Below are 20,195 nucleotides of genomic sequence, written 5' to 3' on the forward strand. Positions count from 1 at the left end.
ATGTGACGCGTGTCACGTGTCGCACGCCGCCTATCCTGGACGCGTGAGCGAACCCCTCGTCCTCGGGATCGAGACCTCCTGCGACGAGACCGGCGTCGGCCTCGTGCGCGGCTACGAGCTGCTGGTCGACGCGGTCGCGAGCTCGGTCGACGAGCACGCACGCTTCGGCGGGATCATCCCCGAGATCGCCGCCCGCGCCCACCTCGAGGCCATGGTCCCGACCATCGAGCGCGCGCTCGCGACCGCGCAGGTCACGCTCGACGACGTCGACGCCGTGGCCGTCACCGCCGGCCCCGGGCTCGTGGGCCCGCTGACGATCGGCGCGTCCGCCGCGAAGGCGCTCGCGGTCGGGCTCGGCAAGCCGCTGTACGGCGTGAACCACGTCATCGGGCACGCGGTCGTCGACGAGCTGGTCGACGGTGCGTTCCCCGAGCGCGTCATGGCGCTCGTCGTCTCCGGGGGGCACTCGTCGCTGCTGATGATCGACGACACCGTGAACGTCACCGAGCTCGGCTCGACGCTCGACGACGCCGCGGGGGAGGCGTTCGACAAGGTCGGCCGCCTGCTCGGCCTGCCGTACCCCGGCGGCCCCCACATCGACCGGCTCGCGCGCGAGGGCGACCCCGAGGCCATCCGGTTCCCGCGTGGCCTCACGGCCCCCAAGGACCAGGCGAAGCACGCGACCGACTTCTCGTTCTCGGGTCTCAAGACCGCCGTCGCGCGGTGGGTCGAGGCGCGCCGCGACGCCGGCGAGGACGTCCCGCTGCCCGACGTCGCGGCGTCGTTCGCGGCCGCCGTCGCCGACGTGCTCACGGCCAAGACCATCGCCGCGTGCCGGCGCGAGGGCGTCTCGACCCTCGTGGTCGGCGGCGGGTTCTCCGCGAACTCGCAGCTGCGCGACATGGCCGCGGCCCGCTGCGCCGAGGCGGGGATCGAGCTGCGGATCCCGCCGATCCGCTACTGCACCGACAACGGCGCCATGATCGGCGCGCTCGGCTCCGCCGTCGTGCGCCGCGGTCTGCCGCCCTCGCCGCTCGACCTGCCCGTCGACTCGACGATGCCGCTCACGCAGGTCCTGGTCTAGCCGCACCGACGGCCTGGACCGGCCACGGCGCGACCGGGCCCTGTCGGGGCCGGTCGCGCCGCGCACCCGTGACGGACGTCATGCCTCGACCGTGCGGCCGGGCCGCGGACCGGTGAGCGGACGCACGGGGTCGACGCCGCACCGGCCCGCAGGCTGGAGGCATGTTCGACAACGGCATCCACACCACGCTCTCCGAGCTCGTCGCGGGCCTCGACCCCGTCCTGCAGTTCCTCGCGATCATGGCGATCGGCCTCGTGCCGTTCCTCGAGTCGTACGTCGGCGCGCTCGTCGGCACGGTCACGGGCGTGCCGGTCGTGCTCGCGACCGGCGCCGCCGTGCTCGGCAACCTCGTCGCGGTGGTCGTCGCCGTCGTCGCGGGCGGCGCCGCCCGGCGGCGCTGGCGCGCGAACCGCACCGAGCGGCCCGTGAGCACGCGCCGCCAGAAGGTCGTCGAGCGCGTCGACCGGTTCGGCGTGCCGGTCGCGAGCCTGCTCGCGCCGCTGGTCCTCGCGATCTCGCTGACCGCGTTCATCATGGTGACCGCGGGGCTCGACCGCCGTCAGGTGCTGGTCTGGCAGTCGGTCGCGGTGGTCGCGTGGGGCGCGCTCTTCGCGCTCATCGGCACCGGTGCGCTCGCGGCGCTGGGGTGAGCGCCGCGGTCGTGGCCGGCGCCCGGCCCGTCCGGGCGGTCCGTGACGCCTGGCAGGCTGGTGCCGTGAGCACCACGACGCGCCCCGGTGGCCTGCTCGGCCGCTGGAGCGAGCCGCAGAAGTTCGACGCCTACACGCGCGGGTCGCTGTACCTGGTGTCGGCGAGCGAGCCGGTGCTGGTCGCGCTCGCCGTCGCGCAGCGGCCCGTCGCAGCGGCGTGGGCCGTCCCGGCGGTCGTGCTGACGCTCGCGCACACCGTGGCGTGCGTCCTCGTCCTGCGCGCGGGGCTCGCGCGCGCGTCGGTCGGCACCGGGCCGTCGGTGCGGCAGGTCGTCGCGCTCGTCGCGCTGGGCGTCGCGACGGTCGCGGTGCTCGCAGGCACCGGCGGCTGGGGATCCGAGGGGCTGCGCGTCGACCCGCGCACCGGCGCGGTCCTCGTGGTGGTCGTCGCGACGCTCGGCGCGCTGTCGCCGCTGCTGCGCACCGTGCCGCTGCTGGCGCTGCTGCTGGGCGCCGTCGCGGCCGTGCTGAGCGTGCGGGCCGCCGCCGGCGCGACCTCGGACGAGGTCGTCCGCACGCTGCTGGTGTCCGTGTCCGCCGCCGCGGTCGTGCTGTCGTACCGCGCGTCGGCGTGGACGGTCGCGGTGGTCTGGGAGCTCGAGCGGGCGCGCGTCGCGCACGCGCGGCTCGCGGTCGCCGAGGAGCGGCTGCGGTTCTCGCGCGACCTGCACGATGTCGTCGGCCGCGCGCTGACGGCCGTCGCGGTGAAGAGCGAGCTCGCGGCCGAGCTCGCGTCCCGCGGGCGGGACGGCGCGGGCGGTCAGATGCTCGAGGTGCGCGACCTCGCGCACGACACGCTGCGCGAGGTGCGCGCGGTCGTCGAGGGGTACCGCGCCGCCGACCTCGCGGCCGAGCTCGTCGGCGCGCGGTCGGTGCTGCGCTCGGCGGGTGTCGAGGTGCGGGTCACGGGCGAGGACGTCGCGCGCGGCCTCCCCGCGGTGGCCGCCGAGGCGCTCGCGTGGGCCGTGCGCGAGGGCACGACCAACGTCGTGCGGCACGCCGACGCGCGCACGTGCGAGCTCGCGCTGGTCGCGCAGGGCGGGGGCGACGTGCTGCTGCGCGTCGCGAACGACGGCGTCCGGGCCCGCCCGGCCGGGCCCGGGGGTGGTGCCGGGCTGCGGGGGCTGACCGAGCGCCTCGCGCCGCTCGGCGGTGCCGTGAGCGCGGCGACCGACGGCGACCGGTTCGTGCTCGAGGTGCGGGTCCCCGCGGTCGCGAGCGAGGTGGCGGCGTGATCCGCCTGCTGCTGGCCGACGACGAGGCGCTCATCCGCGACGCGCTCGCGTCGCTGCTCGACCTCGAGGACGACGTCGAGGTCGTCGCGCGGGCCGCGTCGGCCGACGAGGCGGTCGACGCGGCCCGCGTGCACCGGCCGGACGTCGCGCTGCTCGACCTCCAGATGCCGGTCCGGGGCCGCACCGACGCGGCCGACGGCATCGACGCGGCCACGCGGATCCTCGCGGCGGACCCGCGGGTCGCGACCGTCGTCGTGACGAGCCACGGCCGGCCCGGCTACCTCAAGCGCGCGCTCGAGGCGGGCGTCCGCGGGTTCCTGCCCAAGACCGTGCCGTCGCGCGTGCTGGCCGACGTGGTGCGGCAGGTGCACGCGGGCGGTCGGTACGTCGACCCCGAGCTCGCGGCCGAGGCGATCGCGACGGGTGGCAGCCCGTTGACGGCCCGCGAGGCCGACGTGCTCGAGCTCGCGGCCGACGGGTCGCCCGTCGAGCAGATCGCCGCGCGCGTGCACCTCGCACCGGGCACGGTGCGCAACCACCTGTCGTCGGCCGTCGCCAAGCTCGGGGTGACGAACCGGCACGAGGCGGTCGCGCTCGCGCGCCGCAACGGGTGGGTCTGAGCTCAGCCGCGGCGCAGCCGCCACACGCGCGCACCGAGCGCGAACGCGACCAGCGCGAGGGCCGCGCTCAGCGCGAGCGGGCCCCAGGTCACGGACGTCGTCATGGAGATCTCCTCGGCGGTGCGCGTGAGCGTCACGGGCGAGCCGAACCAGCTCAGCTCGACCGTGCCGCCGCCCATCGCGTCGACCGCGTCGAGCGCGCCCATCTGCCAGCCGAGCCACGAGTAGAGCGGCAGCGCGACGCCGACGACCGCGGCGAGCACGGCGCCGTCGGTCCAGCGCGGGCGCTCGTGCTCGAGCTCGGCGAAGTACCCGGCCGCGAGGCGGCGGGGCGACCCGAGGTCGCGCAGCGCGGCGTCGAGGCCGATGCGCGACGCGTCGTCGAGCACGGACGCGCGCAGCTCGCGGCGGATGCGGCGGGCCTCGCGGCCCGGGTAGTCCTGCATCGCGAGCTCGAACCGCAGGAACCACCAGGACAGTCGCTGGCGGTCGCGCCAGGTGAGGCGGTGCGCGGCGTCGTCGGTGGCGGACGCGTCGGGTGCGGTGTCGTGGTGCGTGGTCATCGGGTCCCCTCCGGGTGGGTCGGCGCCGCGGTGGGCGCGGTGTCGGTGGCCGCCGTGCCGGCGGCTGCTGTCTCGGCGGCGGCGCGCAGGACGCGGTCGGCGGTCGCGACGAGCGCGGCCCACGACGCGCGCTGCGTGCGCAGCGCGGCGAGGCCCGCGTCGCTGGGCCGGTAGTACTTGCGGGCCGGGCCGGACGACGAGGCCACGAGCCGGGACGTCACGAGGCCGTCGCGCTCGAGGCGCGTCAGCACGGGGTAGAGCGTCCCGGTCGACAGCTCGGCGAGGCCGGCCGCGCGCAGGGCCGCGACGAGCTCGTAGCCGTAGGACTCGTCGTGCGTGAGCGCGGCGAGCGTGAGCATGGGCAGCACGCCCTTGAGGAGCTGGGGGTCGCGGTCGCTGGTCACGCGTTCACGGTAAGGCCTGCTATCTGGTGATGCAAACTAGTGGGTGTGGTCGGACACTGAAGTTCGGCGTGCCGGCTGCCGACGCCAGGAGGGTGCGCGACCTGCTGCTCCCCGCCGCCGTCCTCCTGCTCGTCGCCCTCGTCGTCCGGGAGCTCCCGTGGGGACCCGTCGCACGCTGGCGCATGCGGCGACGCATGATCGCGCTCCTCGACCCGGACCTGCCGCCCGACGAGCGTGCGCGAGCGGTGTCCCGCGCCCGCGAGATGGTGCCGCTCATCGGGCTGCCGGCCGCAGCCGCACTGGCGCCGCCACCGCTCCCGGCCGGCGCCGACCCCACCGCGTTGCGGTTCGAGGTGGTGCACCCCGCCTCGTCAGCCGGCGCGCCCGGGTTCCGGGTCCGTGTGCCGTGGCACTCGGTACCCGCGCGTGCTGCGGACGCCCACGGCCGGTGCCAGCCGGCCACGGTCCTCCTGGGGGCGCACCGCGCGCTGCTCGTCGTCGTGCTCGGACGGGTCGGGGCCGTCGAGCAGGGCGGCGTGCTCGCGGGCGCCCGTGACCGACCCGCCCAGGCGCGCGCTCTGGGCGAGCGGAGGGCCGCGGTCGGCGACGTCGTCCACGCGATGACCGCCGCCGGCCCGGCGTGGCGTCACACGTTCGCCGTCGGGACGCGGCACGTGACGGACACCCACGTGGACCGCGACGGGTGGGCGTTCGCGGTCGGCGTGCTGCGCACCGCCGACGACACCAGCGTCGACGGGCTCGCCGACACGGTGCTCGCGTCGTGGCGTTGGCTCACCCCCGAGGGTGCGCCACCCGCGCCCCGCGGCCCGGCCGCCGCCGCACCGGGACGCCTCGCGATCCGTACGCCCGACCTCGCGCTCGCCGCCTCGTGCCGCGCACCTGCGGCACCGGCCGAGCTCGTCGCGGCCGACGTGCCGTGCCCCGACGACGCGTGGACCGCCGCCTACCTGCGTCTCAGCCCGACGTCGTCGCTCGTCGTCACCGTGTCCGACGCCGATCCGGGACGCGACGCGCGCACCACGCTCGAGCGGCCGGAGCGCACCGCCTGGGGGCCACGGGTCACGCCCGCCGGCCCCGTGCGCGAGCGCGCCACCCCCGCGGGCGTCGTGGCGACGCGCACCCTCCAGGTCGCCGGGCTCGCGCGCACCGAGGCCCGGCTCGACCGCCGCGGGCGCACGTGGCGGTGGCTGCTGACCTACGCGCCGGACGAGACCGCGGCGCTCGGGGTGCTCGAGGACGCGCTGCAGACGTGGCGGTGGGAGGACTGACGGGGGAAGGGCTGACGGCGGACGTCGACGGCCCGGGTCAGAGCGGGCGGCCGGCCGCGAGCTCGGCGACGAGCGACCGCACGACCGGCTCGAGCTCGCCCGCGTTCCGGCGCGCCACCGCGCGCTGGCGCTGGTACGACGCGCCGCGGCGCAGGATCGTGCGCACCTGCTCGAGCTCGGCCGCGCACCCCAGGCGGTCCGCGACGGGCGCGAGCTCGACGAGCCACCGGCTCACCGAGTCCGTCACGAGCTCCTCGTCGCCCGCCGCGTTGGTGATGACGATCGCGTCCATCCCGTAGCGCGCCGAGCGCCACTTGTTCTCCTGGACGAACCACTGCGGCATGGTCGGCAGCGGCTCGCCCGCGTCGATCAGGGTCGAGAAGTGCTCGACGAAGCAGTGCGTGAGCGCGCTGATCGCGGTGACCTCGAGGAGGTTCGCGGCGCCGTCGGCGATCCGCATCTCGAGCGTGCCGAACCGCGGCGACGGGCGGATGTCCCACCGGACCTCGTCGACCTGGTCGATCACTCCCGTGTGCATCATGTCACCCACGTACTGCTCGAGCTGCTCCCAGTGCTCGAGCTGCGGCGGGAGCCCCGCGGTCGGCAGCTGCTGGAACAGCAGCGCCCGGTTCGACGCGTACCCCGTGTCCTTGCCGCCCCAGAACGGCGACGACGCGGACAGCGACTGCAGGTGCGGGAACACCGTGAGCATCGCGCGGCTCAGCGGCAGCACCTTGTCGCGGTCCTCGACGCCCACGTGCACGTGCACGCCGTAGATGAGCATCTGCCGGCCCCACCACTGCGTGCGGTCGATCAGCGTCGCGTAGCGCTCCTTGTCGGTGACGCGCTGCGCCGCCCAGCTCGCGAACGGGTGGGTGCCCGCGCCCATGAGCTCGATGCGCAGCGGGCGCGCGGCCGCCGCGACCTCGTCGAGCGCGCGCTGCAGGTCCGCCCCCGCCTCGCCGACCGTGCGGCACTTGCCCGACGACACCTCGACCGTGTTGAGCAGCAGCTCGGACGTGATGTGCGGGTGGTCGGTGCCGTCGGCGGGGCGCACGGCCTCGAAGATCGCCTGCGCGGCCTGCCGCAGGTCGCCCGAGTCGGCGTCGACCAGGCCGACCTCCCACTCGATGCCGACGGTCGACCGCTCCGACGTCGCGAACGGCAGCGCGACGGGCGCCGCCATCAGACCGGCTCCACGACGAGCACGCGCTGCTGGCCCGCGACGCGCGTGAGCACGACCGTGCCCTCGGCGGGGCCGCGCAGGTCGAGCTGGCGGCGCAGCGTCTCGGGCACCACGGCCGTGCCGCGCTTCTTGATGGTCAGGCGGCCCACGCCGCGCTCGCGCAGGTAGGTGCGCAGCCGCTTGAGGCCGAAGGGCAGGTCGTCGAGCACGCGGTACGCGGTCGCGAGCGGGTGCCACGCGGTGCGGTCCGCCAGGGCGTCGGAGGTCACGTAGGCGATCGTGGGGTCGATCAGGCGTCCGCGCACGCGGTGGGCGACCGTGCCCACGAGCCCCGCGCGGATCACGGCGCCGTCCGGCTCGTACAGGTACCCGCCCACCGGCCCGACCGGGGGCGCGTCGTCGTCGCCGTCGGGGTCCGCGCGCAGCGTGTGCGCGGCGCCGTCGCGCAGCACGAGGGCCGTGCGGCCGGGGCCGTCGGGAGCGAGCGGCCCGAACCACAGGCCGAGCTCGACGACCTCGCCGTCCGACGAGACCCACTGCGCCTCGGCGTCCACGGGCAGGTCGCGGTGGGCCAGGCCGGGGCCGAGCTTGAGGCCGAGCGCCGGGACGACGTCGCGGGTCGCGAGGACCGCGTCCAGCGGCGGGCTGTACGCGCTCGGGTCGAAGACGCGGCGGCCGCTGCCGGTGCGGCGTGCGGGGTCGGCGTAGACGCCGTCGACGCCCTCGGCCGCCAGGTCGAGCGCCGTGCCGTCCGCCATGCGCACCTGCACCTCGGGGAAGGCGCGCAGGTTGACGGTCGCGAGCGCCGCGGTCGTCTCGTCGACGTCGGTCGCGAGGACGCGCAGCCCGACGCCCGCGAGCGCGAGCGCGTCGGCGCCGAGCCCGCACGTGAGGTCGGCGACGTACGTGCAGCCCGCGTCGCGGTACCGCCGCGCGTGATGGGCCGCGACCTCGAGACGCGTCGCCTGCTCGAGGCCCGCGACGGTGAAGAGCATGCCCTCGGCGAACTCGCCGAGCTTGGCGTGCGCCTTGGCGCGCAGCCGGGACTGCGTGAGCGCGGCCGCGACGAGCGCGGGGTCGAGACCCTCCTTCTGGAGGCGTTCGGCGATCGGCATCGCGAGCCGCTCGTCGTACGGCGGCAGGGCCTGCAGCAGGGCCCACCCCTCCGGCTGCAGGAGCTTGACCAGCCCGGCGTCGTCCACGCGCCCAGCCTCCCACGGCCACGCCGCCGGGACGTCACGGTGCGTCACGGGGCGGTCCGGGCGCCGCGCCGCGGCCGCGTCACCGTGCAGGTCGGGGACCCGGATGCTGGCACTCGGGTTGACCGAGTGCTAACGCATTCCTAGAGTGAGGAACCGGCGGTCCCGTCAGGGGGCGCCAACCGCACAGGTGGCCCCGGCACCCGCGACGACGGCGGCGACGGTGCGGCGCAGACACTGCCTCAGAACGACTCACATGCGAAGGGGAGGTCCGCTGTGTCGGTCTCCATCAAGCCCCTCGAGGACCGGATCGTCGTCAAGACCCTCGAGGCCGAGACGACGACCGCGTCGGGTCTCGTCATCCCGGACAGCGCCAAGGAGAAGCCCCAGGAGGGCGAGGTCCTGGCCGTGGGTCCGGGCCGGATCGATGACAAGGGGAACCGTGTGCCGCTCGACGTGGCCGTCGGCGACAAGGTCATCTACTCCAAGTACGGCGGCACCGAGGTCAAGTACGCCGGTGAGGACTACCTGATCCTCTCGGCGCGCGACATCCTCGCGATCGTCGGCTGACGACTCCGCTGCACCCGGGGCCCGTCCCCGGCAGCACGAAGGCCCCCTCCGTCCCGGAGGGGGCCTTCGTCGTCGTGGGGCGACGCGTGACGGCGGGGCCGCGTCGTGAGGGGGACGGCGCGCGCCGCCCCGGTCGTGGGGCCGACGACGGCGCCGGGGACGACGGCGCCCCGGGCCGACGTCGGCGTCGGACCGGGGCGCGGTCGGTGGTGCGGGGTCAGGCGGTGCGGGTCAGGCGGTGACGCGACGGCCGGCGCGCTCGGCGAGCACGGCGGCGCGCTCGTCCTCGGAGAGGCCGCCCCAGACGCCGTAGGGCTCGCGCACGGCGAGCGACTGCTCGCGGCACTCGTTGAGGACGGGGCAGGTGGCGCAGATGGCCTTGGCGGCCTCGGCGCGGCGGCGGCGGGCCGAGCCGCGCTCGCCCTCGGGGTGGAAGAACAGGTCCTGGTCGGCGTCGCGGCAGGCGCCCTCGAACTGCCACTCCCACAGGTCCATCACCGGTCCGGGCAGACGCGAGATCTCAGCCATGGGGGTCCTCCTCGATTCGTGCGGCACGTCCGGCGGCTCGTGGCCGGGACGAAAGTCGGTCGCCGTCGACGGTTGCCCGTGTTGACGTGCCGTAACCGTACAACCGCGCCAGAAGTTGTTCAAGACCCTCTTCGCTGACGCGATTCGGTGGCGCGATGCGGCGCGGTGCGGCGCGGTTCGCCGGCGGATCGCGCCAGCTCGTGACGCGCTCGAGGCGGGCGGCGCGGCCCGTGGCTGGCACAATCGCGTCATGGTCGCGGCAGCCGAGGAAGGGCTTGACGGTGCGGACGTGTCGACGGGTCCCGTCGACGACCCGCACGACCGCACCGAGCCCGGGGGCGACGGGCCCGCGCTGACCGTCGCGGCCGTCGCGCGCCGGCTCGGCGTCGCCCCCGCGACGCTGCGGACGTGGGACCGCCGCTACGGCCTCGGTCCGTCCGAGCACCACGCCGGGGCGCACCGCCGGTACGCCCCGGGCGACCTCGACCGGCTGCTCGTCATGCGCCGCCTCACGATCGACGGCGTCGCGCCCGCGGAGGCCGCCCGGCTCGCCCTCGCCGCGGACGTCGCCGCCGGCCCGCCGCCCCGCAGCGACGACCTCACCGCGCGGCTCCCGACCGTGCCCACGCCGAGCGGCGCGCCGACCCCGGCCGTCGCCACGGACGGGCCCCCGGCCGGGCGCGCGGCCGGCGCCCGTGGCGTCGTCGAGCTCGTCGACGCCGCCCTGACGGGGCGCGGCGACCGCTGCGTGGCGCTGCTCGACCTCGGTGCGGTCGACGACCTCGCCGCCTGGTGGACGGGGCTCGTCCAGCCCGCGTTCGCCGCGCTCGCGCGACGCACGGTCGTCGAGCGGCCCGGCGTCGACGCGCGCGCCACGCTGGTCGGGGGCGTGCTCGCCGCGCTGCGCGCCCGCACGGCCGCGCTCCCCGCGGCCGACGCCGCGGTCGTGCTGCTGCTCCCGGTGCCGGGGGAGACGCGTCCCGTGGTCGCGCACGCGCTCGCCGCGGCGCTCGTCGACGGCGGCGTCGACGCGCGGCTCGTCGCCGGCCCCGTGTCGACCCGGCACGCCGGCGAGCTCGCGCTCATGACCCGGGCCCGCGCCGTCGTGACCGTCTCCGAGGCGCCCGCGCCGGACCTGTCCGTGGTCGCGGCGCTCGCCCGGGAGCGGGACGACCTCCCGCAGTTCGTCATGGTGCCGGAGGTCGCGGGCGAGCGCGTCCCGCTCGACCGGTCGGTCCACCGCGCCCGCACGCTGACGGGGCTGGTCCACGAGGTGCTGGCGGTCGTCGCGCAGGCCGCACCCCTGTGACGGGCGTCTCATCCGGTGCCGACGCGCTGACCCGATAGCGTGACGGCATATCACGAGGGACCCGTCAACCGTGAGGAAACGGCGCGTTGATTCCCGGTGGTCGGGCGTGAGGGCTAACGTGACGCACCGGTAACGCCGATGCAGGCATGGACCCGTGCACGCGTTGTGGTGCCGGGATCGGCGCGAGGAGGATACCCATGGCTGGAGTCGTGGTCTGCCACGGCTCGGCGACCGTCCGCGAGCGGCTCGTCGTGACATCGATCGGAGTGCCGTCGTTGGCGCCGGTCCGGGCGGCGGCGACCGCGGACGAGCTGCTGGCGCTCGCGCGCCGCATCACGCCCACCGTCGTGCTGCTGGACGCGCACCTGCCCGGTGCCGGGCCCACGGAGGCGATCCGCCGGCTGCGCGCGGTCGCGCCGTCGACGGCCGTCGTGCTGCTCGCCGGGCCCGACGACGGCGAGGCGCTCGACCGGGCCCTGGCGCTCGGTGCGCGCGGCTTCCTTGCGCCCGACGTCGGCCGGGCCGAGCTCGCGGCCGTCGCCGCGCACGTGCAGGCCAGCCCCGTCACCGCGGGCGTGGCCGTGCCGGCCGTGCCGCACCCGGCGACGCCGCTGCAGGAGAGTCACGTGGCGCGCGCCGACGCGGGTGTCGCCGCACGCCCCGTCGAGCCGACCCCGGTGCTGACGAAGCGCGAGATCGAGGTGCTCGTGGGCATGAGCCACGGCCGCTCCAACGCGCAGATCGGCCAGGAGCTGTTCCTCTCGGAGGACACGGTCAAGACCCACGCGCGGCGGCTGTTCCGCAAGCTCGGGGCGTCCGACCGTGCGCAGGCGGTCGCGATCGGGCTGCGGCGCGGCATCATCGACTGACGCCCGCGCCGGACGCCGTCGTCCGGCGTCCGGCTGGCGGGCAGGGGCGTCCTGCCCACCCGCGCGGCCACGTATCCTGGCGTGATGACGGCGCACGACGCTCCCACGGCTCCCACGGACCCGTTCGCCCGGGTCGGTCTCACCTACGACGACGTCCTGCTGCTCCCGGGCGAGACGGACGTCATCCCGTCCGAGGTCGACACCTCGTCGCGCCTGACCCGCGAGATCAGCGTGCGCGTGCCCCTGGTCTCGGCGGCCATGGACACCGTCACCGAGGCGCGCATGGCCGTCGCGATGGCGCGCCAGGGCGGCGTCGGGATCCTGCACCGCAACCTGTCGATCGCCGACCAGGCGCACCAGGTCGACGTCGTCAAGCGCTCCGAGTCCGGCATGGTGTCGGACCCCGTCACCGTCGGCCCCGACGCGACTCTCGCCGAGCTCGACGCGTTGTGCGGCACGTACCGCGTCTCGGGCCTGCCGGTCGTCGACGGCGAGAACCGCGTGCTCGGCATCATCACCAACCGCGACCTGCGCTTCGTGCCGCCGGCCGAGTTCGCGACGCGCCTCGTGCGGGACGCGATGACGCCCATGCCCCTGGTGACGGCGCCCGTCGGCATCGCGCGCCAGGACGCCGCTGCGCTGCTCGCGAAGCACAAGGTCGAGAAGCTCCCGCTGATCGACGACGAGGGCAAGCTCGCGGGCCTCATCACCGTCAAGGACTTCGTCAAGTCCGAGCAGTACCCGCACGCCACCAAGGACGCCGACGGTCGCCTCGTGGTCGGTGCGGCCATCGGGTTCTTCGGCGACGCGTGGGAGCGCGCGACGGCCCTCGTCGAGGCGGGCGTCGACGTGCTCGTGGTCGACACCGCCAACGGGCACGCGCGGCTCATGCTCGACATGGTGCGCCGGCTGAAGTCCGACCCGGCGACCCGCCACGTGCAGGTCATCGGCGGCAACGTCGCGACGCGGCCGGGCGCGCAGGCCCTCGTCGACGCGGGCGTCGACGCGGTCAAGGTCGGCGTCGGGCCGGGCTCGATCTGCACGACCCGTGTCGTCGCGGGCGTCGGCGTGCCCCAGGTGACGGCGATCCACGACGCCGCGCAGGTCTGCCGCCCGGCCGGTGTCCCGGTCATCGGCGACGGCGGCCTGCAGTACTCGGGCGACATCGCCAAGGCGCTCGTCGCGGGCGCCGACACGGTCATGCTGGGCTCGCTGCTCGCGGGCTGCGACGAGTCGCCCGGCGACCTCGTGTTCGTCAACGGCAAGCAGTACAAGCACTACCGCGGCATGGGGTCGCTCGGGGCGATGGCCTCGCGCGGGCGGGTCTCCTACTCGAAGGACCGCTACTTCCAGGCCGACGTCACGACGGACGAGAAGATCGTGCCCGAGGGCATCGAGGGCCAGGTGCCGTACCGCGGCCCGCTGTCGGCGGTCGCGCACCAGCTGGTCGGCGGCCTGCACCAGTCGATGTTCTACGTCGGCGCGCACACGATCCCCGAGCTCCAGCAGCGCGGCCAGTTCATCCGGATCACGCCGGCGGGCCTCAAGGAGTCCCACCCGCACGACATCCAGATGACGGTCGAGGCGCCCAACTACACCGGCCGCTGAGCGGACGGCGGGCCGGCGACGGCCCGCCCGCCGGTAGGCTCGTCCGGTGAGCAGCGAGATCGAGATCGGACGGGGCAAGCGAGGACGCCGGGCGTTCTCCTTCGACGACATCGCGGTGGTGCCCTCGCGGCGCACGCGCGACCCGGAGGAGGTCTCGGTCGGCTGGCAGATCGACGCGTACCACTTCGACCTGCCGATCCTCGCGGCGCCCATGGACTCCGTGGTCAGCCCCGCGACGGCCGTCGCGCTCGGCCAGGCCGGCGGCGTGGGCGTCCTCGACCTCGAGGGCCTGTGGACGCGGTACGACGACCCGACGCCGCTGCTCGCCGAGATCGCCACGCTCGCGCCCGCCCGTGCGACCGCGCGCATGCAGGAGATCTACGCCGCGCCGATCCGCCCCGAGCTGATCCGCGCGCGGCTGCAGGAGATCCGGGACGCCGGCGTCGTCGTCGCGGGCGCGCTCAGCCCGCAGCGCACGCAGGAGCACTGGCGCACCGTGGTCGACGCGGGCGTCGACCTGTTCGTCATCCGCGGCACCACGGTGTCCGCCGAGCACGTGTCGGGCCGCGCCGAGCCGCTCAACCTCAAGCGCTTCATCTACGAGCTCGACGTGCCCGTGATCGTCGGCGGCGCGTCCACGTACACCGCCGCGCTGCACCTCATGCGCACGGGCGCCGCGGGCGTCCTGGTCGGGTTCGGCGGCGGCGCCGCGCACACCACGCGCGTGTCGCTCGGCATCCACGCGCCCATGGCGACCGCGGTCGCGGACGTCGCCGCGGCGCGCCGCGACTACCTCGACGAGTCGGGCGGCCGGTACGTGCACGTCATCGCCGACGGCGGCGTGGGGCGCTCGGGCGACCTCGTGAAGGCCGTCGCGTGCGGCGCCGACGCCGTCATGCTCGGCGCGGCGCTCGCGCGCGCGACCGACGCCCCCGGGCGCGGCTTCCACTGGGGCTCCGAGGCGCACCACCCGCAGCTGCCGCGCGGTGAGCGCGTCGAGGTCGGCACCGTGGGCACGCTCGAGCAGATCCTCTTCGGCCCCGGCCACACGGCCGACGGCACGCTCAATCTCGTGGGCGCGCTGCGCCGCGCGATGGCGACCACGGGGTACTCCGACCTCAAGGAGTTCCAGCGCATCGAGGTCGTCGTCTCGCCGTACCAGCCGCGCTGACGTCCGCACGCAGGGCCGGGCACGCGCCCGGCCCTGCGGCGCACCCGGGTGCCGTGCGCGGGCGCGCCGGCGCGGGTGGGGGAGCGACGGTGGCGACGATCGTCGCGTGACGACGACGCCGTGGTCGGTCGCGGCACGCCCCGCACGACCGCGACCGATCACGGGGTCGCGCGAGGACGAGCCGCGAGCCGGTTCAGCCGACCCGCTGCGCGGGGGGCGCCTCGGCCGCCGGTGCGGTCGGGCGGTCCTCGCCGTCCGTGGTCGGGTGCGCGGGGGCGTGGTGCCGACCGACCGGCAGCACGAGCGGGCACCCGCTCACCGGGTCCGGGACGACGCGCGCGGCCATGCCGAACACGTCGCGCACCATCTGCTCGGTGACGACGTCGGCCGGGTCGCCCTGCGCGTACAGCCGGCCGTCGGTGAGCGCGACGAGGTCGTCGGCGTAGCGCGCGGCGAGGTTGAGGTCGTGCAGCACCATGACGATCGTCGTGCCGCGCTCGCGGTTGAGGTCGGTGAGCAGGTCGAGCACCTCGACCTGGTGCGCGACGTCGAGGAACGTGGTCGGCTCGTCGAGCAGCAGCACGTCGGTCTGCTGCGCGAGCGCCATGGCGATCCACACGCGCTGACGCTGCCCGCCCGACAGCTCGTCGACCGGGCGGTCCGCGAGGTCGAGCGTGTCGGTCGCGACGAGCGCCTGCTCGACGACCGCGTCGTCCTGCGCGGTCCAGCGGCGGAACCAGCCCTGGTGCGGGTACCGCCCGCGGCCGACGAGATCGGCGACGGCGATGCCCTCGGGGCTCACGGGCGTCTGGGGCAGCAGCCCGAGCACGGTCGCGACGTCGCGCGAGGGCATCGTGTCGATGGGCGTGCCGTCGAGCAGCACGCGACCCGTGCGGGCCTTGAGCAGCCGCGCCATCGCCCGCAGCAGGGTCGACTTGCCGCAGCCGTTGGCGCCCACGATCGCCGTGATGGCGCCGGGGGCGACCGACAGCGTCATGTCGTGCACGACGACGCGGTCGTCGTAGCCGACGGTCACGGCGTCGACGGCCAGCGTGTGCACGGCGGGGGAGTCCGTCACAGGGAGCCTCCGGAGCGGTTGGTCCTGGCCAGCAGCCAGAGCAGGTAGGGCGCACCGAGCACGCCCGTGACGACGCCGACGGGGAACCGCGCGGGCAGCAGGTGCTGCCCCACGAGGTCGGCGCCCAGGACGAGCGCGGCACCGACGAGGCCGGCGGGAACGAGGAGCTGCCCCGTGCCGCGCAGCAGCCGGTGCGCGATCGGCCCGGACAGGAACGCGACGAACGCGATCGGTCCGGTCGCGGCGGTCGCGACCGCGATCGTCGCGACGGCGACGACCAGCAGCGCGAGCCGCGAGCGGTCCGGTGCGACGCCGAGGCCGGCGGCCGCGTCGTCGCCGAGCTGCAGCGCGGGCAGGCGGCGTGCGAGCACGAGCAGCGTCGGCACGAGCAGCGCGAGCGACCCGGCGAGCGGCCCGACCGTGGCCCAGAAGGCGGAGTTGAGCGACCCCGTCAGCCACCGCAGCGCCTCGTTCGCGTCGTAGATGCCGGCGCGGGTCATGGCGTAGGCGATGACGGACTGCAGCATGGCGCCCACCGCGATGCCGATGAGCACGAGCCGCGCGCCGTGCACGCCCCCGCGCCACGACAGCGCGTAGATCGCCACCGCGACGGCCAGCCCGACGACCACCGCGACGACCGACAGCGCGGGGCCGGACAGGCCCAACATCGTGATCGCGACGACCGCGGCGGCGCTCGACCCCGCGCTCACGCCGATGATGTCGGGGCTCGCGAGCGCGTTGCGCAGCATGGTCTGGAAGACCGCGCCGGCCGTGCCGAACGCGACCCCCACGAGGGCGCCCGTGAGCACGCGCGGTGCCCGCAGCACCCCGACGTTGAACGACGCGCCCGGCACCTGCTCGCCGAGCAGCACGCGCAGCACCTCGAGCGGCGTGTACGCCCGCTCGCCGACGCACAGCGTGACGACGACGAGCGCGGCGACGAGCAGCGACAGCACCGCGACGACCGTGCGGTGCCGGCGCGTGCGCGCGCGGCGGCCGCGCGCGACCAGAGCACCGGGCGTCGCCCCCGGTGCTCCGCCCGTGGCGCGTGCGCCCAGCAGCGCGGTCACAGCTCGCGCACCTTGTGGCGGCGGATGATCGCGATGAACACGGGCGCGCCGAGCACGGCCGTGACGATGCCGACCTCGACCTCCTGCGGGCGGGCGACGACGCGCCCCACGACGTCGGCCGCGAGCAGCAGCGACGCGCCGAGCACGGCGCTGTACGGCAGCAGCCACCGGTGCCCGGGGCCGGTGAGCACGCGCGCGAGGTGCGGCACGACGAGACCCACGAACCCGATGGGACCCGCGGCGGCCACGGCCGTGCCGCACAGCAGGACAGCCGCCACGCCGCCGGCGGCGCGTACGAGCCCGACGCGCTGCCCGAGCCCGACGGCGACGTCGTCGCCCAGCGCGATCGCGTCCATGCCGCGTGCGCTGCCGACCGCGAGGACGGCGCCCACGATCAGGAACGGCGTGAGCTGGCCGATCTCGGCGAGCGACGCGCGCCCGAGCGACCCGACCTGCCAGAACCGGAACGTGTCGAGCACGTCGGTGCGGCTGAGCAGCACCATCGAGATCGCCGAGCTCAGCGCGGCGGTGGTCGCGGCCCCGGCGAGCGCGAGCTTGAGGGGGGTCGCGCCCTCGCGCCCGAGCGAGCCGATCGCGTACACCAGCAGCGACGTGAGCGCGGCCCCCGCGAACGCGAGCCACACGTACTGCGTGAGCGTCGACAGGCCCAGGAGCATGATGCCGAGCACGACCGCGAGCGACGCGCCCGAGCTGATGCCGAGCAGCGCGGGGTCGGCGAGCGGGTTGCGCGTGAGCCCCTGCAGGACGGCCCCGCCGACGCCGAGCGCGGCGCCCACCAGGAGCCCCAGGACGGTGCGGGCGACGCGTGACTGGACGGCGGCCTGCGCGATCTGCGAGGTGTCCGGGTGCAGCACGCCCGCGACGACGTCCTGCCAGCCGACGACCCGTGCGCCGAACGCGAGCGACGCGAGGACCGCGAGCAGCAGCGCGACGACGCCGACCACGAGGCCGACGGTGCGGCGTCGGCGCAGCGACGCCGGCAGCACCCGGGCGGGCGCGGCCGGCGTGGCGGCGGTGGGGGTGAGCGTCACCCGACCTTCTCGGCGGCGGCCTGGAAGAGGTCGAGGTAGTCGTCGAGCGCCCACGGCAGCGACAGCACGGTCGGGCCGGACGTCGCGGCCGAGATCGGGTCGGTGTTGCCGAGCACGACGACCGAGCCGCGGGCGACGGCCGGGATCTTGCTGAACAGCGGGTCGGCCTGCAGCGTCGCGAGCATGGAGTCGTCGCCGTACGTCACGAGGATGTCGGCGTCGGCGAGCGTGTCGGCCTGCTCGGACGCGAGGTTGACGAAGAACTGGTCGGTGTCGCCCGCGAGGTCGACGACCGACGGCGCGTTCTCCAGCCCGAGGTCGGCCAGCAGCTGCACGCGCGCGTCGAGCGGCGTGTACACCCCGATCGTGCTGGGGTTCGACGGGTCGAACCAGGCGTAGGCGACGGTCTTGCCCGCGACGTCGGGGCGCTCGGCGAGCGCGGCGTCGATCTGCGCGAGCACGTCGTCGACGAGGGCCTGCGCCTCGGCCTTCTTCCCGATGGCCTCGCCGTCGATGAGCGCCATGTCCTTCCAGCTCGTGCCCCACGCGTACTTCGGGTACGACACGGTCGGCGCGATCTGCGAGAGCGTGTCGAAGTCCTCGCGGGTCATGCCCGAGTAGGCGCCGAGGATGACGTCGGGCTCGACGTTGTTGACGGCCTCCATCGGGATGCCGTCGGTCTCGTCGAAGAGCGTGGGCAGGTCGTCGCCCGTCGCGCCGAGGCCCTCGAGCGCCTCGTACGTCCAGGGCAGCACGCCGTCGCCGTCGTCGTCGCCGTAGGTCTGCGCGGCGAAGCCGACCGGGACCACGCCGAGCGCGATCGGCACGTCGTGGTTGCCCCAGTTGACGGTCGCGACGCGCTCGGGCTGCGACTCGATCGTCGTGTCGCCGAACGTGCTGGTGATCGTCACGGGGAAGTCGCCGGACGCGCCGGACGACGAGCCGTCCGTGGGGGTGCCGGCGGGGGCGCCCGACGAGCAGGCGGCGAGCAGGAGGGACGCGGCGGCGGCGGCGACGAGGGGTCGCAGGGCGCGGCGTGCGGGCGCAGAACGCATGGTGTCCTTCGCGGAGGGGGCGCGGGGCCGGGGCCCGTGCGGGCTCGTCCGGGCGGCCCGCGGTACGGGTGCTAGGTGAGGCTTACCTTACGGCATCGCCGACCGCGTGGGCGAGGCGTGGGTGGGGACGGCGGCGGCGTTCGCATGGTGCGCCGCGCGGACGCGCCTCGTGCCGATGGCCCGTTCCCACATCTAGCGGCGCCCGTTCGGCACCGCTTGTGTGGGAATCTGTTGACATCCTCGTGTCGACTCGGTCATTCTGGACACGACGCGGGGGCACGTCACCCCGCGCGAGGGACGGCCGACGACGACGTCCGCCCGGTGCGACGTCGCACCGGGACGCCCGCCGCGGCCTCGAGCGCATGCTGCGAGGAGAGCGATGAAGGTCTTCCGGTTCTACGCACCCGGCGACGTCCGTCTCGAGGACGCCCCCGAGCCCGAGGTGGCCGCGGGGGAGGTGAAGATCCGGGTCCGCGCGTGCTCGATGTGCGGGACCGACGTCAAGATCTCGACGTCCGGGCACCAGCGCATCGTGCCGCCACGCGTCATGGGGCACGAGATCGCCGGTGAGGTGGTCGAGGTCGGCGACGGCGTCGACGGCTGGGCGCCGGGCGACCGTGTGCAGGTCATCGCCGCGATCCCGTGCGGGCGGTGCGCGTGGTGCACCCGGGGCCTGGAGACGATCTGCCCGCACCAGGTGTCGATGGGCTACGACTACGACGGCGGGTTCGCGCCGTTCATGATCGTGCCCCCGACCGTGCTGGCCGTCGACGGGCTCAACCGCATCCCCGACGGCGTCGGGTTCGCCGAGGCGTCGGTCGCCGAGCCGTTCGCGTGCGCGATCAACGCGCAGGAGATCGCCGACGTGCACGACGGCGACACGGTCGTCGTCGTGGGCTCCGGGCCCATCGGCTGCCTGCACGTGCGGCTCGCCCGGGCGCGCGGCGCGTCGGCGGTCTACCTCGTCGAGCTCAGCCGCGCGCGGCTCGACATGGCGGCCGACGTGGTCAAGCCCGACGCCGCGGTGTGCGCGTCCGAGCAGGACGCCGTCGAGGCCGTCCTCGAGCTCACCGGCGGTCGCGGCGCCGACGTCGTCATCACCGCGGCCGCGTCCGGCGCGGCGCAGGAGCAGGCGCTGCGCATGGTCGCGCCGCGCGGACGGATCAGCTTCTTCGGCGGCCTGCCCAAGGACCGCCCGACCATCACCCTCGACTCCAACCTCGTGCACTACAAGGAGCTGACGATCGTCGGCGCCAACGGGTCGAGCCCCGCGCACAACCGCGCGGCGCTCGCCATGATCGCCGACGGCTCGGTGCCCGTGAGCGACCTCATCACCCACCGGCTGCCGCTCGAGCAGGTCGCCGAGGGCATCGACGTCGTGCGCTCGGGCGCCGGCATCAAGGTGACGATCGAGCCCTAGGGGCAGCCGACGTCACCACCGAGCACCGCACCACCGAGCACCGCACCACCGAGCACCGCACCACCCAGCACCGCACCACCCAGCACCGCACCACCCAGCACCGCACCACCCAGCACCGCACCACCCAGCACCGCACCACGGATCAACGACGATCACGGCCGGCGGACGTGCGCCC

General features: G+C 75.6%; 21 protein-coding genes. 11 read left to right on the forward strand and 10 right to left on the reverse strand.

The window, feature by feature from the left end; translation table 11 throughout:
* The first annotated feature begins 43 nt into the window (after nt 1-43).
* From tsaD to E4A51_RS00330, 4 genes are all read left to right on the forward strand, one after another.
* Complete coding sequence (gene tsaD, locus E4A51_RS00315; protein WP_046528951.1) at nt 44-1,084, forward strand: tRNA (adenosine(37)-N6)-threonylcarbamoyltransferase complex transferase subunit TsaD; 1,041 nt, start codon at nt 44-46, stop codon at nt 1,082-1,084.
* Between the two features lie 161 nt (nt 1,085-1,245).
* The gene (locus tag E4A51_RS00320; RefSeq protein WP_134850585.1) at nt 1,246-1,734 is read left to right on the forward strand and encodes a hypothetical protein; all 489 of its coding nucleotides are present in this window, start codon (nt 1,246-1,248) and stop codon (nt 1,732-1,734) included.
* 65 nt (nt 1,735-1,799) lie between these two features.
* Nucleotides 1,800-3,029, forward strand: coding sequence for a sensor histidine kinase (locus E4A51_RS00325; protein ID WP_134850586.1), 1,230 nt, complete (start codon nt 1,800-1,802; stop codon nt 3,027-3,029).
* Nucleotides 3,026-3,649, forward strand: a complete 624-nt coding sequence (locus E4A51_RS00330; RefSeq protein ID WP_070318477.1) for a response regulator transcription factor — start codon at nt 3,026-3,028, stop codon at nt 3,647-3,649. Before E4A51_RS00325 ends, E4A51_RS00330 begins: the two co-directional genes overlap by 4 nt.
* Nucleotides 3,650-3,651: 2 nt before the next feature.
* Here E4A51_RS00330 and E4A51_RS00335 read toward each other — a convergent pair whose 3' ends face one another.
* Complete coding sequence (locus E4A51_RS00335; RefSeq protein ID WP_070318476.1) at nt 3,652-4,212, reverse strand: hypothetical protein; 561 nt, start codon at nt 4,210-4,212, stop codon at nt 3,652-3,654.
* Nucleotides 4,209-4,616 carry a PadR family transcriptional regulator gene (locus tag E4A51_RS00340; protein ID WP_134850587.1) on the reverse strand — a complete coding sequence of 136 codons (408 nt, stop codon included), beginning with the start codon at nt 4,614-4,616 and terminating at the stop codon, nt 4,209-4,211. Before E4A51_RS00340 ends, E4A51_RS00335 begins: the two co-directional genes overlap by 4 nt.
* Nucleotides 4,617-4,684: 68 nt before the next feature.
* Here E4A51_RS00340 and E4A51_RS00345 point away from each other — a divergent pair, with 68 nt between their 5' ends.
* Entirely contained in the window at nt 4,685-5,905 is a 1,221-nt protein-coding gene (locus E4A51_RS00345; protein WP_134850588.1) for a hypothetical protein, read from the forward strand.
* Between the two features lie 37 nt (nt 5,906-5,942).
* Here E4A51_RS00345 and E4A51_RS00350 read toward each other — a convergent pair whose 3' ends face one another.
* Nucleotides 5,943-7,091, reverse strand: a complete 1,149-nt coding sequence (locus tag E4A51_RS00350) for a glutamate--cysteine ligase (protein WP_070318474.1) — start codon at nt 7,089-7,091, stop codon at nt 5,943-5,945.
* Complete coding sequence (locus E4A51_RS00355; RefSeq protein WP_046528946.1) at nt 7,091-8,293, reverse strand: class I SAM-dependent methyltransferase; 1,203 nt, start codon at nt 8,291-8,293, stop codon at nt 7,091-7,093. The genes E4A51_RS00350 and E4A51_RS00355 overlap by 1 nt, the downstream gene beginning before the upstream one ends.
* Before the next feature lie 273 nt (nt 8,294-8,566).
* On the opposite strand from E4A51_RS00355, the gene groES reads away from it, so the two are divergent.
* A complete protein-coding gene (gene groES / locus E4A51_RS00360; RefSeq protein WP_046528945.1) occupies nt 8,567-8,860 on the forward strand; it encodes a co-chaperone GroES in 294 nt (97 codons plus the stop codon).
* A 231-nt stretch (nt 8,861-9,091) separates the two neighbouring features.
* Here the strand turns inward: groES and E4A51_RS00365 are convergent, their stop codons facing one another.
* A complete protein-coding gene (locus E4A51_RS00365) occupies nt 9,092-9,388 on the reverse strand; it encodes a WhiB family transcriptional regulator (RefSeq protein ID WP_046528944.1) in 297 nt (98 codons plus the stop codon).
* Nucleotides 9,389-9,677: 289 nt separating this feature from the next.
* On the opposite strand from E4A51_RS00365, the gene E4A51_RS00370 reads away from it, so the two are divergent.
* The 4 genes from E4A51_RS00370 to E4A51_RS00385 all read left to right on the forward strand — a co-directional run bounded on the left by E4A51_RS00370 (nt 9,678) and on the right by E4A51_RS00385 (nt 14,345).
* Nucleotides 9,678-10,697, forward strand: a complete 1,020-nt coding sequence (locus E4A51_RS00370) for a MerR family transcriptional regulator (protein WP_240696323.1) — start codon at nt 9,678-9,680, stop codon at nt 10,695-10,697.
* A 197-nt stretch (nt 10,698-10,894) separates the two neighbouring features.
* Nucleotides 10,895-11,566 (forward strand): response regulator transcription factor, encoded by a 672-nt coding sequence (locus E4A51_RS00375; RefSeq protein ID WP_046528942.1) that lies wholly within the window; start codon nt 10,895-10,897, stop codon nt 11,564-11,566.
* An 84-nt stretch (nt 11,567-11,650) separates the two neighbouring features.
* Entirely contained in the window at nt 11,651-13,174 is a 1,524-nt protein-coding gene (gene guaB, locus E4A51_RS00380; RefSeq protein WP_046528941.1) for an IMP dehydrogenase, read from the forward strand.
* Nucleotides 13,175-13,220: 46 nt separating this feature from the next.
* Nucleotides 13,221-14,345: a GuaB3 family IMP dehydrogenase-related protein gene (locus E4A51_RS00385; protein ID WP_046528940.1), complete on the forward strand. Its 1,125-nt coding sequence runs from the start codon at nt 13,221-13,223 to the stop codon at nt 14,343-14,345.
* A gap of 193 nt (nt 14,346-14,538) precedes the next feature.
* Here the strand turns inward: E4A51_RS00385 and E4A51_RS00390 are convergent, their stop codons facing one another.
* Genes E4A51_RS00390 through E4A51_RS00405 form a run of 4 tightly spaced genes read right to left on the reverse strand, consistent with a single transcriptional unit; the run spans nt 14,539 to nt 18,600 of the window.
* Nucleotides 14,539-15,423, reverse strand: coding sequence for an ABC transporter ATP-binding protein (locus E4A51_RS00390; RefSeq protein WP_240696324.1), 885 nt, complete (start codon nt 15,421-15,423; stop codon nt 14,539-14,541).
* Complete coding sequence (locus E4A51_RS00395) at nt 15,420-16,484, reverse strand: iron chelate uptake ABC transporter family permease subunit (RefSeq protein ID WP_240696357.1); 1,065 nt, start codon at nt 16,482-16,484, stop codon at nt 15,420-15,422. Before E4A51_RS00395 ends, E4A51_RS00390 begins: the two co-directional genes overlap by 4 nt.
* A gap of 5 nt (nt 16,485-16,489) precedes the next feature.
* Nucleotides 16,490-17,545, reverse strand: a complete 1,056-nt coding sequence (locus E4A51_RS00400) for an iron ABC transporter permease (protein WP_134850590.1) — start codon at nt 17,543-17,545, stop codon at nt 16,490-16,492.
* The gene (locus tag E4A51_RS00405; RefSeq protein ID WP_134850591.1) at nt 17,542-18,600 is read right to left on the reverse strand and encodes an iron-siderophore ABC transporter substrate-binding protein; all 1,059 of its coding nucleotides are present in this window, start codon (nt 18,598-18,600) and stop codon (nt 17,542-17,544) included. Before E4A51_RS00405 ends, E4A51_RS00400 begins: the two co-directional genes overlap by 4 nt.
* A 379-nt stretch (nt 18,601-18,979) precedes the next feature.
* Here E4A51_RS00405 and E4A51_RS00410 point away from each other — a divergent pair, with 379 nt between their 5' ends.
* Entirely contained in the window at nt 18,980-20,020 is a 1,041-nt protein-coding gene (locus tag E4A51_RS00410) for a zinc-dependent dehydrogenase (RefSeq protein WP_134850592.1), read from the forward strand.
* Here E4A51_RS00410 and E4A51_RS00415 read toward each other — a convergent pair.
* The gene (locus tag E4A51_RS00415) at nt 20,017-20,166 is read right to left on the reverse strand and encodes a pentapeptide repeat-containing protein (RefSeq protein ID WP_134850593.1); all 150 of its coding nucleotides are present in this window, start codon (nt 20,164-20,166) and stop codon (nt 20,017-20,019) included. The genes E4A51_RS00410 and E4A51_RS00415 overlap by 4 nt on opposite strands.
* Nucleotides 20,167-20,195: the final 29 nt, after the last annotated feature.

The organism is Cellulomonas sp. HD19AZ1, assembly GCF_004535805.1.
GTDB lineage: Bacteria > Actinomycetota > Actinomycetes > Actinomycetales > Cellulomonadaceae > Cellulomonas > Cellulomonas iranensis.

Coding starts and splice junctions, on each gene's coding strand:
- E4A51_RS00320 (WP_134850585.1), top strand. CDS start 1,246: ATGTTCGACAACGGCATCCACACCACGCTCTCCGAGCTCGTCGCGGGC.
- E4A51_RS00335 (WP_070318476.1), bottom strand. CDS start 4,212: ATGACCACGCACCACGACACCGCACCCGACGCGTCCGCCACCGACGAC.
- E4A51_RS00350 (WP_070318474.1), bottom strand. CDS start 7,091: ATGGCGGCGCCCGTCGCGCTGCCGTTCGCGACGTCGGAGCGGTCGACC.
- E4A51_RS00365 (WP_046528944.1), bottom strand. CDS start 9,388: ATGGCTGAGATCTCGCGTCTGCCCGGACCGGTGATGGACCTGTGGGAG.
- E4A51_RS00375 (WP_046528942.1), top strand. CDS start 10,895: ATGGCTGGAGTCGTGGTCTGCCACGGCTCGGCGACCGTCCGCGAGCGG.
- guaB (WP_046528941.1), top strand. CDS start 11,651: ATGACGGCGCACGACGCTCCCACGGCTCCCACGGACCCGTTCGCCCGG.
- E4A51_RS00405 (WP_134850591.1), bottom strand. CDS start 18,600: ATGCGTTCTGCGCCCGCACGCCGCGCCCTGCGACCCCTCGTCGCCGCC.
- E4A51_RS00410 (WP_134850592.1), top strand. CDS start 18,980: ATGAAGGTCTTCCGGTTCTACGCACCCGGCGACGTCCGTCTCGAGGAC.